General features: G+C 33.7%; 15 protein-coding genes. 6 read left to right on the forward strand and 9 right to left on the reverse strand.

What is annotated here, in order from left to right:
• The 9 genes from AC9UFV_RS05600 to AC9UFV_RS05640 form a co-directional block, all read right to left on the reverse strand.
• Window positions 1–191 (reverse strand): phage tail-like protein (locus AC9UFV_RS05600; RefSeq protein WP_509573688.1); only part of this gene is annotated, 191 nt, incomplete at its 3' end.
• Window positions 192–387: 196 nt separating this feature from the next.
• Complete coding sequence (locus tag AC9UFV_RS05605) at window positions 388–2,088, reverse strand: phage tail-like protein (protein ID WP_509573690.1); 1,701 nt, start codon at window positions 2,086–2,088, stop codon at window positions 388–390.
• Window positions 2,089–2,110: 22 nt separating this feature from the next.
• Complete coding sequence (locus tag AC9UFV_RS05610; RefSeq protein ID WP_509573692.1) at window positions 2,111–3,409, reverse strand: OmpA family protein; 1,299 nt, start codon at window positions 3,407–3,409, stop codon at window positions 2,111–2,113.
• An 85-nt stretch (window positions 3,410–3,494) separates the two neighbouring features.
• Window positions 3,495–4,223 (reverse strand): hypothetical protein, encoded by a 729-nt coding sequence (locus AC9UFV_RS05615; protein WP_509573694.1) that lies wholly within the window; start codon window positions 4,221–4,223, stop codon window positions 3,495–3,497.
• A 25-nt stretch (window positions 4,224–4,248) separates the two neighbouring features.
• Window positions 4,249–4,800, reverse strand: a complete 552-nt coding sequence (locus AC9UFV_RS05620) for a phage tail-like protein (RefSeq protein WP_509573696.1) — start codon at window positions 4,798–4,800, stop codon at window positions 4,249–4,251.
• Window positions 4,801–4,834: 34 nt separating this feature from the next.
• Window positions 4,835–7,240, reverse strand: coding sequence for a RemA C-terminal-like gliding motility protein (locus AC9UFV_RS05625; RefSeq protein WP_509573698.1), 2,406 nt, complete (start codon window positions 7,238–7,240; stop codon window positions 4,835–4,837).
• 64 nt (window positions 7,241–7,304) lie between these two features.
• Window positions 7,305–7,520, reverse strand: coding sequence for a hypothetical protein (locus tag AC9UFV_RS05630; RefSeq protein ID WP_509573699.1), 216 nt, complete (start codon window positions 7,518–7,520; stop codon window positions 7,305–7,307).
• Window positions 7,521–7,625: 105 nt separating this feature from the next.
• Window positions 7,626–8,399, reverse strand: coding sequence for a response regulator transcription factor (locus AC9UFV_RS05635; RefSeq protein ID WP_509573701.1), 774 nt, complete (start codon window positions 8,397–8,399; stop codon window positions 7,626–7,628).
• Window positions 8,400–8,482: 83 nt separating this feature from the next.
• Window positions 8,483–9,238: a sensor histidine kinase gene (locus AC9UFV_RS05640; RefSeq protein WP_509573703.1), complete on the reverse strand. Its 756-nt coding sequence runs from the start codon at window positions 9,236–9,238 to the stop codon at window positions 8,483–8,485.
• Window positions 9,239–9,796: 558 nt separating this feature from the next.
• Here AC9UFV_RS05640 and AC9UFV_RS05645 point away from each other — a divergent pair.
• From AC9UFV_RS05645 to AC9UFV_RS05670, 6 genes are all read left to right on the forward strand, one after another.
• The gene (locus tag AC9UFV_RS05645; protein WP_509573705.1) at window positions 9,797–10,249 is read left to right on the forward strand and encodes a hypothetical protein; all 453 of its coding nucleotides are present in this window, start codon (window positions 9,797–9,799) and stop codon (window positions 10,247–10,249) included.
• 204 nt (window positions 10,250–10,453) lie between these two features.
• A complete protein-coding gene (locus tag AC9UFV_RS05650) occupies window positions 10,454–10,903 on the forward strand; it encodes a hypothetical protein (protein WP_509573707.1) in 450 nt (149 codons plus the stop codon).
• A gap of 5 nt (window positions 10,904–10,908) precedes the next feature.
• Entirely contained in the window at window positions 10,909–11,415 is a 507-nt protein-coding gene (locus AC9UFV_RS05655; RefSeq protein WP_509573709.1) for a hypothetical protein, read from the forward strand.
• Between the two features lie 102 nt (window positions 11,416–11,517).
• Window positions 11,518–12,627: a penicillin-binding transpeptidase domain-containing protein gene (locus AC9UFV_RS05660; RefSeq protein WP_509573711.1), complete on the forward strand. Its 1,110-nt coding sequence runs from the start codon at window positions 11,518–11,520 to the stop codon at window positions 12,625–12,627.
• Between the two features lie 95 nt (window positions 12,628–12,722).
• A complete protein-coding gene (locus AC9UFV_RS05665; protein WP_509573714.1) occupies window positions 12,723–14,150 on the forward strand; it encodes a DUF4116 domain-containing protein in 1,428 nt (475 codons plus the stop codon).
• A gap of 71 nt (window positions 14,151–14,221) precedes the next feature.
• Entirely contained in the window at window positions 14,222–14,860 is a 639-nt protein-coding gene (locus AC9UFV_RS05670) for a hypothetical protein (RefSeq protein ID WP_509573715.1), read from the forward strand.
• Window positions 14,861–14,903 lie beyond the last annotated feature (43 nt).

The raw sequence follows: 14,903 nt of genomic DNA on the forward strand, positions 1-14,903 counted from the left end.
TAAATGATTAATCCATTAGGTGGAGTTGGTATAGCGTTCATTTGAACCTGTGTCATTCGTGGGGGTAGAAACCCTTTCGTAGTGCTGCTTACATCCAACTGCGCCGAGGCATTTGGCGTAATTGTACCAATACCTACTTGAGAGAAGGCAACAGAGGTTAGCATTAATGCTGATAATAGTATTTTTTTCATTTTTTCATTTTTTAATTGTTAAATTGATTAATTGTTAAATTGGCATTTTCTATTAATTTAGTTTTGTCAATATTGGATTTGCATTATATACAATTACAATCAAATCTGTTACTTCTATTTTTTTATTTTTCCTAATGTGAATTAGAATTAATAACAAAAAAAATTGATCACTTCGCAGAATATGAAATTAATTTAATTATTCTGAGACGCAACGCACTGAGAGCCCGTTCGCACGATCAAGGGAGTATGTAAAGGCATTACTGCTATTGATATACAAGTAATCCGCTAACGTAGGAGAACCCCCATTACTACTCCAGTAGCGACCATAGGCGCCACGATCGATCAACACACCACTAAACGGATCGCGTTGGCCGGCCATAGGGAGTGTTAATGTTTTGCTGCTGGCATTAGGTCCCCAATGTATAGCAGTAGTATAGTTTGTAGCGCTAATTTCCCATGAACCCGTTCTACTTATAGTATTGTTGGCTAGCACTCCATTCCATTGTGCATTTGTAGGTACTCTAAACCCAGTTGGACAAGGATCGTTAGCTGTTTTGCTGGCCTCAAGCCAAGCGCCATTAGCAGCAATGCTAGTATTCCAACCTCCTATGGCTCCCGGACCGGTGCTTGCTGTAGCTACAGCGCCGCTTCGGCCCCATTGGTAGTAATTACCGTGTATTTGCTGTACAGGAGTATTAGGGTCTAAAGTTTCATCAGTTGCTCCTAAATTGAAACACGCAAAGTCTTTATAAACACCTGGTGCAATAAATGCACCACAACCCAATAGTTGCCGTGCTTGACTTCCTGCACAAGTACCGCCAATGCTGGTCACTCTATAATAGTACAATAAGTCATTTAACCCTGTAACCGCGGCACTTGTGCCTGTATATGGATTATTTGCAAAAGCAGTCCATGGACCGCTAGTGCTAGTGGAGTACTCCAAGGTATAACCGGTTGCTCCAGAAAGGGCAGTCCAATTAGCGGTAAAACCTGTAATATTGCTACCCGATCTTGTAACTGCTGTTCCCGCCAAGGCATAATTACCAGGTGCTGGGGCAACAGTAATAGTTCCTGTAGCGTTTACTATGGCGCCACAGCCATTTACAGGTAATGAGTAATTAAATGTTCCGCTTGCTGTAGGCGTACCGCTAATTGTAATAGTATTGCTATTCCAAGCAGCCGTTACTCCATTTGGTAATCCTGTTGGGGTACCGATACCGGTGGTAGCGCCAGAAGTAGTATGTGTTATAGCCGTTAAGGCGTTGTTTATACACAAACTTGGTGATGAAGAAGCTGTGGTTACTGCTTTAGCAGTTACAACTGCCACTGTGCTTGAACAAGTGAGTCCTTGCTTAGCAAAGGTACCAGTTAGAGTACCTGCAGCAGCAGGAGTACCGCTAAGGGTATAGGTAATAACAAGGTTAGCTCCAGCATCGATGGTTTGAACTGTATTCGGACTTACCGAGGCGACATAAACACCTGGTATAACTGATAGGGTTAAATCTGCAGTTATAGGCGTTACTTGTTTCGTAGAGAGATCATTGTTAGTCAAAGTTACTACATACGAAGCACCGCTCAAAGCGGCAGTACAATAGTTGCCAGTAAAGCCAGTGCATGTTACTGAAACTGAAGTAGCAGATACCCCTCTTAAAGACAACCAAGGAGAATTATAAGTGTAAATACCGGTTGGTGTGCAATCCGAACAATAAATGATTAATCCATTAGGTGGAGTTGGTATAGCGTTCATTTGAACCTGTGTCATTCGTGGGGGTAGAAACCCTTTCGTAGTGCTGCTTACATCCAACTCCGCAGAGGCATTTGGCGTAATTGTGCCAATACCTATTTGAGAGAAGGCAGCAGAGGTTAGCATTAATGCTGATAATAGTATTTTTTTCATTGTTAAATTGAGTGACGGGCAATTATTGAATTTTTATAGAAACCCTTCTAGCCATGTCTAACCCTGTTTTTGAATTAGGTAAATTTTTATCAACTCCTTGGGGATTAATAATAATTCTAACTGTATTTATTCCGGAATCAATTAATAATTTTCTTACGTTTTCCGCTCTGCGTTTTGATAAGTCTTGATTTGATTTTTCATCACCACGCACATCTGCAAATCCTGATAAGGTAATTTTGCTTTCGGGGTATTTATTTAAATATTGGAATATTTGAAACATACTATTGGTAGAACCTGAATTTGGAACGTCTTCATTCAAATTAAAATAGATATTTACCGATCCGTTTTCAACCAACGATTTTAAAGCATCGCCATTAAAGCTTGAATTTTCTGAATTGTTTACATTTTCTACTGTTTGTGTTACTCCTTTATTGGCCTCCAATTCGTCTGGAGTACCGTTATTGTTAGCATCAATGAAACGACCTTTTTTGTCAACTACTACTCCGGCTGGGGTATTGTTTTGAGTATCAAGGTGGTCTACCACACCATCACGGTCGGTGTCGTTCATTAATTGTTCTACGGCTTCCATACGTTTCGCAATTTCTGCTACTTTTTGTTCTGGGCGTATTGGCGTAATCCAATCTACGTGAGTATCATTTTTCCCAAAAAAGTAAGTTAAACCTACACTTGTGTTGTACATTTGACCGTTCAAGTTATTGGATTGTGCAGAGGTACTTCCGTCCCAAGTGAAATGCTGACGTTCATTGGAAATTACGGTAAAATCAAGGGTTAGAGCCAAGTTTTTGGACAACTTAACCTGAGGCGTAATACCAAACATAATTCCACTGTTTTTCTCGGTGATGTTTTTATTAACTCCTGTTTTTGGGGTTAATGTAGAAGCTTGTATTCCCGCGTGAATTAACAAACCGATGGTTTTGGTAAACTCATCGAAGCCCATTAATCGCCCCGCATTGATTACCCCTTGCAAACCCAAACGGTATTGTTGGGTTTCAAATGGCAACGAACTACTTCCGCTTGCATTGGATATTTTATCATTAGCGAAATCCAATTTCAAACCGAATTTAGAAGTTATCATGTAGCGCAATCCTAGGTCAAAATGATTTATTCTGGGGCTAATAAACTTGTTTTCATTTGATGAAGAATATCCATTGCCGAAAGGCGTAATGGCATTATTCATACCGGCATTGACTTCAATAGACCAAGTATTGAAATTATTCAAGCCTTTTTCTTCTTTTTTTTGTGCTGCTAATGCTAAAGGAAATAGAAATCCTGCACAAAGTGTCAGCTTTATAATTTTCATGATTATTTATTTAAAGGGTGATACTATATAAAAAAGGCTACTCTCGAATTAAAATGAATGAAAAAACGGAGTAGCCCCAAAAAAACTATTTGAAATATTCTAGGACATAACTGTAAGTTCCCGCAGGCAATACCTCAGAATAGGCACCTGTTCCAGTAATTACATTTAAAGTAGCAAGGGCAGTATCAAACGAGTAAATTTCTCTACGGAAGGTTTTTCCGTCTTTATAAGTTACCATAGAATAATACCCGGTCATTCCTGTAGGTTTTGTTACTGTTATTGCCGTACTTGTTCCAGATGCAGTAAATGTTCCATTAATAGCATACAATTGCGCTCCATTAACTTTTGTAGGTAGAACAACTTCTGAGGAGGTGACGTCTTTAGTGGTAGAACCCGTTACAAACAGAGTCCAAATACCAGCAGTTACAGTACCATTTGCAGCCCCGTTAGGATTTGAAAAATAGTAGAATCCTGGAGTTACGGCAGTTGCAGCTGAAGGTCTGTTTCCAGTTGTTAAAGTGGTTCCTGAGGAACGATTGTAAACCACCATACCGTCGAAATAGGTTGGAAACGTAATTCCATCAGCTAATGCCAACTCAAATTGAAAATTTACTAAATCCACACTTGGTATTATAATTCCTTTTCCTACATTGTTAGGAGCTCCTCCTTCTGAACTAAAATTAGTGCTGGCATCTAAAAAAACACTTGAGCCCGGAATTTCAACACTTGGTGAATTGGTTAAACTAATTTGTGAATTTGCATTTATTGCAATTAATAATATTGAAATCAGAATGTATTGATATATATATTTCATTTTTTTTATTTTTATTTATTAATTATTATGGAGTCATCATAAACCACGTAGAGCCATCATAAATAAAACATCTTCCTTTACCTACACCTACACCTACCCCTGCAATTTGAACTATTACTGAACCTGTGTTTCTTACCCAAAAAGTTTTTCCAATATCAGCCGTTGGAAGCGTGATTGAATCTAAAGAATTTGATCCATTATAAATAACTAAATAAGTACTATCTAAAATTGTCGCATTTGTTGAAATTGTTTGAACACCACCCACTATATTTTGATAAGCTGTACTTGTACTTCCCCCCAACTTCACCCAAGCAGACCCACTATTGGTGTACAATCCTGGGGTAACATCACTTGCAGTTGCAGTGTTATAAACGGTCATTCCAGCTACGTGAGCGGCTAATGGTGCAAATGCTGTGGTTCCTGTTAAGGCTACTCTAGGAAACAAAAGCCCCTTAGTAGTAGACTCTAACTCTAAAAGTGAATTTGAATTTAAGGTGGTCACGTTGTCTCCAACTTTTACTTGGGCAGTGGCTGTTAATCCTATGGCAAGAGCTAGTGTTAAAAAGATTTTTTTCATTGTATTTGATTTAAAAATTATTATTAATAGTTGTTTATTTATTGATTATTTTTTGAGTTGCGATTTGGCCGTTGTTTAATTTTATTTTAACAATATATATTCCTAAGGCATAGTTGAACGGGCTGCTCACTTGCAATTGGTTGTCAAGGGTTAAACTGGTAATTAATCTTCCGGTAAGATCATAAACGGTAACATTGGTCATAGGCAAACTCGCGTTAATTTTTAGCGCTTGGCTGTTTATAGTTGCAAAAACAGTTGCAGTAGCAAAATCAGGATTGTTTAAAGCCGATTGTTGGTAAACTATTTCGAAACGACCTTTTAATGACGTAGTGTTCGAAGTAAAATTGTACGGACCGTTACTTAAATTTTGATATTGGCGTAATAATTTATCGTGCAATAACACGTTAATTGCGGTGCCTTGAAAAATTCCTTCTTTCTCTGCAATAGCAATTGTAAAGTTTTCAGTAGTAGTATTGGATTTATCTATTCCTAATTGTACTACATCGGTAGTTGTAAATGTAGGGCGGGCGTTAATACCTAATTTCGTAGTAGCATTATCTAGTATCGAGTAGATTTGAGCTGGACTCACTGAGCTAATTTCGGCATCATACATACGATCGTAACCCAAAGTTGCCTCGGGCATATAGGCTACTAGAATTTGGTTTCCTACGTTGTCAGCACCAATTAAATTTAGTTTATAACGGTTAATAATTCCTGTTCTATTGAAATTGTTGTTGTTACCTGAAATTCTCATACAGTTATTGAAAGTAGCATTTCCAGTTCCAGAAGCAGTAATTACTTTCACTCTAAATCCTTGACCTGTAGCTATTTTACCCCCAAAAAGAGTTGAGCTAATTCCTGATACGGCAGTAGCACCGGCGCGAGTATAGGCAATATAATCGGCTCTACCATAGCTGTGTCCATCTACACCCGAGGCAGGTGTTGTTGCTTTCCAAATGTAAATGGCACCATCTAAATCAGTATTGTATTCCAAGAATTTATCGGCATCAATAGCAGAAGGGTAGGGATTTCCAAAGAAGTTAAAGTTTCTAGCACTTTCCGGAGAGGCAAGGTTATTGGCAATAGGAACAGATATTGTACCATTATTAACCAATCCTGTGAATTTTAAATTAATGTGATCATTAGGGTTTTGTATACCAAAAGTTGCAAAAGGCGCTTGATTTTTAATTCTACCTATAAAACCGCTACCTGTTACAGGGTTTGAGGTTAGAATTTGCCATCCACCGGCTGTGGTAGTATCTCCACCTATATATTTATAGAAATAATCTAAAGCACCTGTTGCACCAGAAGAAATAGTATTATTAGTATTAAAGGCTTGAGCGTTAGCAAGCTGTGCGTAAGTATTTACAGATTCTTTTAAAGGAGAACCCCAATAAATATAATCGTGTGCAATCATGCCGCTACGGGAACTTTTAGTTAATTCAACAGTTGTAGCGCAAGTACTTGCATCGTTCAACTGAAATAAGGAAGCTTGACTTGATAATTTTATCAAACCAGTTCCTGTAACATCATAACCTACTACTACTGTTTGACCGTCAGTAATTGTAAGTGTAGTACCATTAACGTCAAGGGAATAACACTGGAAGTTACCAGGCGAACCGCTTGAAAGAAGGGTTACTTTACTTGTTAAATCGGGGGTGCTAGACCAAGTCCCATTCCAGGTTACATCTGGACCATTTACGCCAAGAGTTGGAACGGTGAACGGGCAGGTAACTCCTTTTTTTGCAAGGGTAAATGAGTTATAGCCCGCAAGAATAATGTCATTAGAAGATTGAATTGTACCTGCAGATGAATTCCCTGTTGGGGTTGCAGAAGGAATTAATTCCCATTTACTAGTAGCGGGGTTATAACCTGCTAATGTTAAATCAGCAATACTTGCGGACAAGCCACTAATGTCGCTGTTCCATATTAGGGTTATTTTAGCATTATCTCCATATACCTTCCAAGACCCAACACTATATAAAGCGGTAATTGCCGCGTTTAAGGTAGTTGAATTGGATGGAGTTCCACTAATAAATGAAGCGCTAACCCCACTTGTTACTGCAGAATTGGTAATCCCTATGGGTGCATAAGTTGTGGATTGGCCTGTAGGCAATACAAAATAGGAATTGCTAAGAGAACTAGCGTAACCGTTTATAAAAAGAGCAGCTCCTGTTGCTGCACCACTGTGGTCAGCATCGCCATGGAAAAGTAGTTTTCCAAATGAAACCGCAGTTCTAGAGGTTGTTGTTGAAGAACTAGTTCCAAAAGTAAACGTTCCTGATTTTACAAAAAACGTTCCTCCATTATCTATATGAAGCGGTCCGTAATTTTTTACCTGGGCTTGCAGTACGTTGAAGCCTAGACAGAAAAAAATAAGGAACAGCAAAGCGCCGTTTTTATTTTTTTGGGTGAGTGTAATTTTTTTTAATGGGTTCATTTTTTAAAGTTATTGTGCAACAGAAAAGCTGCTGCGGTTGATAAGGCAGAGGTATAAATAGATATTATTTATTATTTGGGAGTGTCTTTGCTCTTTTGTTGAAATAGTAACCAATCATTAATACCATAACAAATAGTGCCCATGGCAAATAGTTATTAATTGGGACTGTGTCGGGAGGTCCGTCAATGTTAGATTGTTCCACAGGAATGTCTCCGGCAGCCCATGATTGTAGGGTCAAGAAGGCAAAACAACAAGTTGCGAGAATATTTTTCTTCATCATAATTTAATTTAATTATCTATTATGATGCAAAATTATTGTCATTAAAGTTTTTTATGATATTGAAAAAAGACCTCGACAGCTAAAAATTGACATTATTTTAAAAAACTATTTTCTGAGGTGTATTTTTACCGAGTGTAGTTTTCTATAAGCGTCGGGGTTGAATCCTGTTAATCGCTTGAATACGCTACAAAAATTGGAGTAGCTGGAAAAGGATAAATCAAATGCGATGTGGGTGAGTAGTTGATCGGTTTCGGTCATTAAGAATTTGGCTCTTTCAATTTTTCTATGCAGAATGTATTGGTAGGGAGTAACTCCATTCATATAAAGGGAGAACATTCTGATAAAGTGCATGTAATTGTAATCGGTAAGTTCGGCAAGGAGGCGGATATCTATTCTATGTTCTACGTGCTCTTCGATGTATCGAATGGCAGGTTTTAGAATAAATGGTACATCATTTAATATAGTGTTGTCTTTACGGATCACATCAATATTTCTATGGACATAATTATTAAGTACAATTGCAATTGAGCATGTTACATCTATGGGTTTAAATGGTTTTATAATAATTCCGCGTGGTCTAGTGTTTTTTATGCGTTCCATCATTTCTTTATCAGAAATTCCGGTAATAAAAATAAAGGGCACTAAATCTTTAATCAGGAGTTGTTGCGCAATAGTAATTCCGTCAAATAATTTTTGTTTCAAATCTATATCCAGAATTACTAAACTGGGATTGTATTTATGGATGTCGTTTATGGTTTCAATGAAATTATAATTTTTAAAATTAATAATTACGTTGTAGCCTTCTTGCACCAGAATCCTTTTTAGGTCCATTGCAATTATTAATTCATCTTCTACAATAACTATAGTTTTAGTATCCATGGGTTTTGTTCAATTTAGTCCTTTAAAATTTCATTCCTATTAGATGAAAAATAATTCGGAGTTTAAAATGGTTTTATTTTGAATTAAAAGCTGATATAATAAACTGTTCCATGTTGGTTTTTCCGATTTAGTTTTCCGTCAAGTTGCATAACCATCATTTGAACTAGTTCTAGTCCGATTGCAAATTTTGAAGTTGGGTTTTCAGGAAATCCGATTCCGTTGTCCTTAAGAATGAGTTCCAATTTATTTTCTGCATTTTTTCTAATGTCAATTTTTATATGGCCTGATTTAACATCTTTGAAAGCATGTTTGAAAGCGTTGCAAACTAATTCGGTTATGATCAGACCAAATGGAATTGCTTCATCGACATCAAGAATGGTTTCGTTGGTATTAATTTCTATGTCGATTTTGGAGTTATAAATTTGGGAGAGATTTTGAACGATGTTTTCTATGTAATTTTGAAGGTTGACGGTATTGTAAAATCCAGTTTCATACAAATTTTGGTGAATTAAAGAAATGGAGTGAATTCGCGATTGTCCTTTAATTAAAAAATCATCAACTGTGACTTCCTTATTGTTTCCTGCTTCAATATTGAGAAGGCTCACTATTAATTGCAGGTTGTTTTTAATGCGGTGGTGAATTTCTTTAAGTTGAAGGTCTTTACTTGCTAAAGAAACTTGGAATGTATTGTTTAAGGTTTTTAATTGAGTTTTGTTTTTGTTTAGTAGTAAGTTGAAACGAATTAACAAAGCAATTCCTACCATTAACAGCGTTAATAAAATAGGTAAAATTATAAACCCAAATTCTCTGAAATCAATTAGATTATTATTTTCTATCATATATTTTTTTAACTTGAATCAATATTTTAAGGTTAGAAAATCCTTAATTTCTTTTAATCGATTACAATAAAATAATACATAGGAAGATACAATTGCTTTTATTTTAATTAAAAAATAATACGATTTATATGCAAACGGCCATTACTTTACAACATGCAATTTTATTAATTATTAAATTAGTTGAGATATTAAAAAAATACTCAAACTATTAAAAAGCGATTTAATTTTTCAAATTTAGGTTAGATAATTGACTAAACGTTTGTTAAATTTTTAATTAACTTTTGTCAAATAAATAGGGTTATTTGTTTAACAAAAAAAAATAATTTGATTTTTGATTTAACGTTTATATTTAATGTTTTATCGGATATTATTTTGATTTTGCGTAAATAGGGATGGTGCTTTTGAAAATATTATTTTGAAATTTTTGAGATTTTGAAATATTTTTCGTTAATTTTATTAATGGTTTTTTGGAAATAACTAATTTGATGAGATTGATTATTGATTCAAAAGTATGAGCGGCTTATAAAAATAAAAAAAGAAATCAATAGAGTAATTAATATGGAAAATAGTTCATTCGCGGCATTAAATAAAGTAATCGATCAATTTTCTGATGAAGAAAATAATCTTGTCGATTCCAGTAGGTTCCCTTATATTTTTACTAAAGCGTGGCTTTATTTAGAGTTGGGCCCAGAAAAGTATAGGGAAGACGATGCGTTTAACCAGCCTCCAGCCGATTTTGATGAAGAAGATTTACAGATTTTGGCAAATGGCTGTAAGCAAGTGCTTGAAGGAATTGGATTAACTAGCGAAAAGCCTTTTACAAATTTAGATGTAATGGGTTTTAACGCTTTATTTAGGTTGTTTCATTTTCAAAATGTCAGAAGGAAATGCAAACATGGATTTATTTATAAAGATAAAAGAGGCGCGCTTGATTGTATAACATTCGAACATATAATGGATGGAAGTGAAATTGTATATTACAATTTCTGTGAATATCCATCAGTGGAGTAATTTATACATTCTTTAAAAACATACACATAAATAATAGAATTATAAGGGCTTATAAATTGAAAATGGATTTCTAATTTGTGTAATACAGAAATTAAAGAATAATAATAGATGTATATAGTTTACGTTTTTTTTCGAGTTTATTGAGTTTAATTAACAATATTTATATAAATTATTTCGTTATTTGTTAAATTATCAAATTAAAAAATGAAAAAAGCGGTTTGCTTATTATTTCTAACATTAGTTTCCTGTTATATACCCGAGGAACGCGAAGGCCCTATTGACAATACAGGTCCAATTGTAATTATAACTCCACCCAGTTCAGGCTCAACTACTTCCCAGAATTTAATTGGTCAAACTTGGAGAATATTTTATTACCGTGTGGGTCCGATAGGCCAGGTGATGACCACGAATGCCACCTTACAGTTTTTGACTGCTACCACCTATAAATACAATGGATATCAATCAACGTATTATCTTTATCCTACGGGTTCCGGTTATAATTTGAGTTTGTATGAAACTCCATGGGGAAATTTAAGTGGCTCGATACTGTCAAATAATATTACAAACGGCACAATTTTAGGAACAAAATTCATTGATATTTCTGTAGGTTCTTCCAACACTACTGAATATTATTTGTGGATGAATAGAATTTAAAAAAAATGAAAAAAATAATATTTCTGCTTTTAATCGGTAATTTATTTTATTCTTGTGAAGTATACCAAGAGCCAACTTTATTAAGTTTAAGTGGTGAGTATGTTATTGACAGAGTAACACTGCAATCGACTGAAAACACATCGGGAGCAACCGATTTAATATTTAATCCTGGTGATCATTATGTTAATGCCAATGACATTTTTCCCATAGATGATGTATATGTTGGATTTACAAGATGGCATTTAGATTATAGTGTGATTTCTTTTTACCCAATTTCAAATGGTTCCGGTGGAACGACTTGGCAGCGCCAATATTTTTATCAAGTAATCAATCACAATTCTATTTATGATTTGGGTTACATTAAATTCCAAGTCAATGGCAGTGTCCGAATATTTAAAATATTATCTGATGAAGCGGAAAGTTTAACTTTAAGAACTACTGGATTATGGCCTTATTCTAATGTTGGGCCAAATCAACTAGTGACTTTAAAATTAACAAGGATAGGTCCTTAATTAATCTATTAAATAAACAATAACTAATAAATAACTATTTTGAAATATAAATCCCTTTTCATTTTTATCATTTTTACACTTTTAAGTTGTAAAAAATCCGAATTGACAATTACACCAGCAGTTGAAAAAAAGTTGTGTCAAACTGCTTATAATTCAAATTCAGAAGTAATTGATGGATATAATGTAACAACTTTTTTAGATTCAAATATTCAAAAAACAGCTGTTGAAGCTTTAAAACAAGGGTTAATTTCAAGCAATGCCGACTATGGTTGTGTTGTAATTATGGAAACCAACTCGGGAAAGGTTAAAGCAATGGTTAATTTGAATAAAGAGTTAGACGGTAGCTATAAGTACAAAACCACAACTGCAATAAGTGAGGTTAATGAACCTGGTGCATTAATGAAAACTTTTGATGTATTGGCTTTATTGGAAGATAAAAAAGCAGATACTACCACAGTTTTTGATACTCACGGCGGTGAATTCACTTTTTCCGGTAAAAAAATTCGCGATTCATATGTAATAAATGGGAAAATCTCTTTAGCGAAAGCATTTTCAGTTTCTTCAAACACCGTTTTTGCTCAAGCGATTAACGATTCCTATTCTTCTAATCCTAGTTTGTTTTGCAACAGATTTAAAAATCTAGGTTTTAATAAATCGTTAGGATTGCCGTTTGAAAATGAAGGGTTGTCCAATTTTCCAGAACCAAATACAAACCAATGGAGCGCTATTTCTTTACCCTGGTTGTCAATGGGTTACGGACTTTCTTTAACACCTATTCAACTGCTAACTTATTATAATGCAATTGCGAATAATGGGGTTATGGTAAAACCTTTATTTTTATCAGAAATAAAAGATAAATCGGGCAATATTAAAACATATGCTACCGAGGTGATAAATCCTAAAATTGCGAGTGAAAATACTATTGAAACATTACAACATTTACTTACTAAAAAAGGGGAAATAGAAGCGAGCGCTTTTTTAATTTCAAATAACGTAAAAATCGCCGGAAATGCTGCTGCTGTTCCTTTTGGTTATGCAAATCTAACTTCAAAAGAGAATAAATATTTAGCTTCTTATGTAGGTTATTATCCAGCCAATAAACCAAAATATTCAGTCGTTTGTTTTATCTATAATCCGCAAAAAAACCAACCTGTTTATGGATCAGTTGAGTGTGGTGGAGTAATTAAAGAAATTATTGAGAAATTGAAATAATAGAATTTCAAAAAGACAATATCTTTAATTAATCTTAAAAGATTAGGTATAATAAACCAAAAAAGTGAAATAAGTTTAAAACCCTAAATTATAAAATGACAACACCTAGTTCTGATGAAATTAATTCTTATGAAAATGATTTATTTGATAAGTCAAATGAACTAAATCGAGTGGATTCATTTGCGTTTAACCTATTACGTGTAAAAGCAGATATAAATTATTTTAGAGCCTACCTTTTTCAATTAATGAATGATGTTTTTGGACTTTCAGAAAGTTGCAGAGAAAAGTTTGAAATAATAAATAAAAAAATTGAAGAATTAACCCAGAATGAAATTTTCGAAATCTTACAAATTGAATTGGAGGTAGATGAAAGCGGGAGTTTTTTTGGAAATAATTATTGTAATGAATTTTATCATTTTGCTGATGAAAATTTTACCAATAGGTTTGATTATTCAAACTATCCCGAACTTTTTACAAATATAAAGCAAGTAAGTTATGACCAAGGTGGATTAATAGTTTTTGAACTTTATGGAACACAAATTTACAAGTTGTTTAATTCTAAAGGCAAGCTAATAACTGGACCATGTCATGATTTGGACATCTTGATTAATGGAAAATTCATTGAAAGAAGTTCCGATAATAGTGGTGGTTTTCATTTGTCAAAATATAGTTTATTTACCGATTCCGTTTTTTATATAAAAAGTTTTTCTGATTTTGATGATGATGCTTTTGAATTTTTATCTACAAATTATCGGGATCGTATACAAATTGAAATTGGAAAATCAGAACCAAAAAGAATCGAAAATTTTAAAACACCTGAATCTAAAAATGAAGCAAAAATAATTTTGCTTGACACAAATTGTAATTGGATTACTTCTCCCGAATTAGTAAAATTTTATGAAAACGATAAGGAGCTTGCTTTGTTGGCAATTTCAAGAGAACCATTGGCATACAGCTTACTTTCTGAGGATTTAATGATTGATAAAAAAATACAAAAAACGTTATGTTTAAGAGCAGATTGGAATCTGTTGCATTATGTAAAAGAATGGAATTTTGATATAGAGAACTTATTGACTTTTGAGGAGTTACGAGAAGTAATTACCAACAATACAAATATATTGAGTGTATTGTCTAAGAATGTTCGTTTAAATAAAGATTATTTAATGGCGGCAATGAGCAATTCTATTTCAAATATAAACTATGCGGACGATTCCCTAAAAAAAGACAGTAAGTTTGCTTTAGAAGTTGTTAAATCTCACGGTGAAGCTTTAAAATATTTTGATAATTCATTGAAGGCAAATAGAGAAATCGTGTTTGAAGCTATAAAAAATAATTGTTTTGCAATTAAATTTTGCTCAGAATCTCTTAGAAATAATGAAGATTTTATTGTTGATGTTTATGAAATGAATCCAAAAATTATGAGTTATATAGATGATAAAATAATTAAACAACATGAGAGGTTGCGAGATTTATTTCAAGAATATGAGTCTAGAAAAGAAGACTTCAATGATTTACCATTTTGAAATAATTTTCAATTTGAATATAAAATACCCAACAAAAGTTTGATTTTTAAAAAAAATTAAAAAAAATAAACATGAAAAAAACAATCCTAATTCTATTTTTTACATTCTCCTTAAACTCTGTTTTTGCGGATTCGCCATTAACAAGTTCTGATTTTTATAGAGCTTACTTAGATGTTCCATTGATAAATAAAACATCAAAATCAAATGGTTTTTTAACCGATGAGATTTTTAAATTTTTAATTTCTAGTAATAGTTTAGACAAAAAAATAGCTTTAATTAATTCGCTGAAGTGGAATATTAAAGGTAAAAATAATTCGGTTTTATACTTTAACAAGTTGAAGTTAATTCATAAAGAATACACTCATAAAAATTTTTACAATAAAGGATCGGCGGAAGAATTAATATGTTATGCTTATTTGAAAGCTTTGGACAATTATTTTGATGTAAAAACGGCCTCTTTGTTTTCAGCTCAAGCAAGCCAACTCAACCCGAAATCGTATACTATTTCATTAATCAATCAATTAATTAAGGTGCAAATGATTGATTCTCCAAAACAATGGTGCGAGGTGTACACTAGAATGGATAATATTAGAGAAAATACTGTTCTAGCTCAGGATTTCAGAAAAGAAGCTTCGGAAATCATATTTAAATATACCGATAGTTATAAAGAATATTGTACTTTTTGGGATGCAATTAGAAATTTTTTCTAAACTACTTAAAAAGAATTTATTAATATATTTAAACCAATTTTTT

It is taken from the genome of Flavobacterium sp. (genome assembly GCF_044349645.1).
GTDB lineage: Bacteria > Bacteroidota > Bacteroidia > Flavobacteriales > Flavobacteriaceae > Flavobacterium.

Bases quoted from the DNA above. Each gene is read 5' to 3' on its own strand.
- AC9UFV_RS05605 (WP_509573690.1), bottom strand. From the start codon at position 2,088: ATGAAAAAAATACTATTATCAGCATTAATGCTAACCTCTGCTGCCTTC.
- AC9UFV_RS05610 (WP_509573692.1), bottom strand. From the start codon at position 3,409: ATGAAAATTATAAAGCTGACACTTTGTGCAGGATTTCTATTTCCTTTA.
- AC9UFV_RS05615 (WP_509573694.1), bottom strand. From the start codon at position 4,223: ATGAAATATATATATCAATACATTCTGATTTCAATATTATTAATTGCA.
- AC9UFV_RS05620 (WP_509573696.1), bottom strand. From the start codon at position 4,800: ATGAAAAAAATCTTTTTAACACTAGCTCTTGCCATAGGATTAACAGCC.
- AC9UFV_RS05625 (WP_509573698.1), bottom strand. From the start codon at position 7,240: ATGAACCCATTAAAAAAAATTACACTCACCCAAAAAAATAAAAACGGC.
- AC9UFV_RS05630 (WP_509573699.1), bottom strand. From the start codon at position 7,520: ATGATGAAGAAAAATATTCTCGCAACTTGTTGTTTTGCCTTCTTGACC.
- AC9UFV_RS05635 (WP_509573701.1), bottom strand. From the start codon at position 8,399: ATGGATACTAAAACTATAGTTATTGTAGAAGATGAATTAATAATTGCA.
- AC9UFV_RS05640 (WP_509573703.1), bottom strand. From the start codon at position 9,238: ATGATAGAAAATAATAATCTAATTGATTTCAGAGAATTTGGGTTTATA.
- AC9UFV_RS05645 (WP_509573705.1), top strand. From the start codon at position 9,797: ATGGAAAATAGTTCATTCGCGGCATTAAATAAAGTAATCGATCAATTT.
- AC9UFV_RS05650 (WP_509573707.1), top strand. From the start codon at position 10,454: ATGAAAAAAGCGGTTTGCTTATTATTTCTAACATTAGTTTCCTGTTAT.
- AC9UFV_RS05655 (WP_509573709.1), top strand. From the start codon at position 10,909: ATGAAAAAAATAATATTTCTGCTTTTAATCGGTAATTTATTTTATTCT.
- AC9UFV_RS05665 (WP_509573714.1), top strand. From the start codon at position 12,723: ATGACAACACCTAGTTCTGATGAAATTAATTCTTATGAAAATGATTTA.
- AC9UFV_RS05670 (WP_509573715.1), top strand. From the start codon at position 14,222: ATGAAAAAAACAATCCTAATTCTATTTTTTACATTCTCCTTAAACTCT.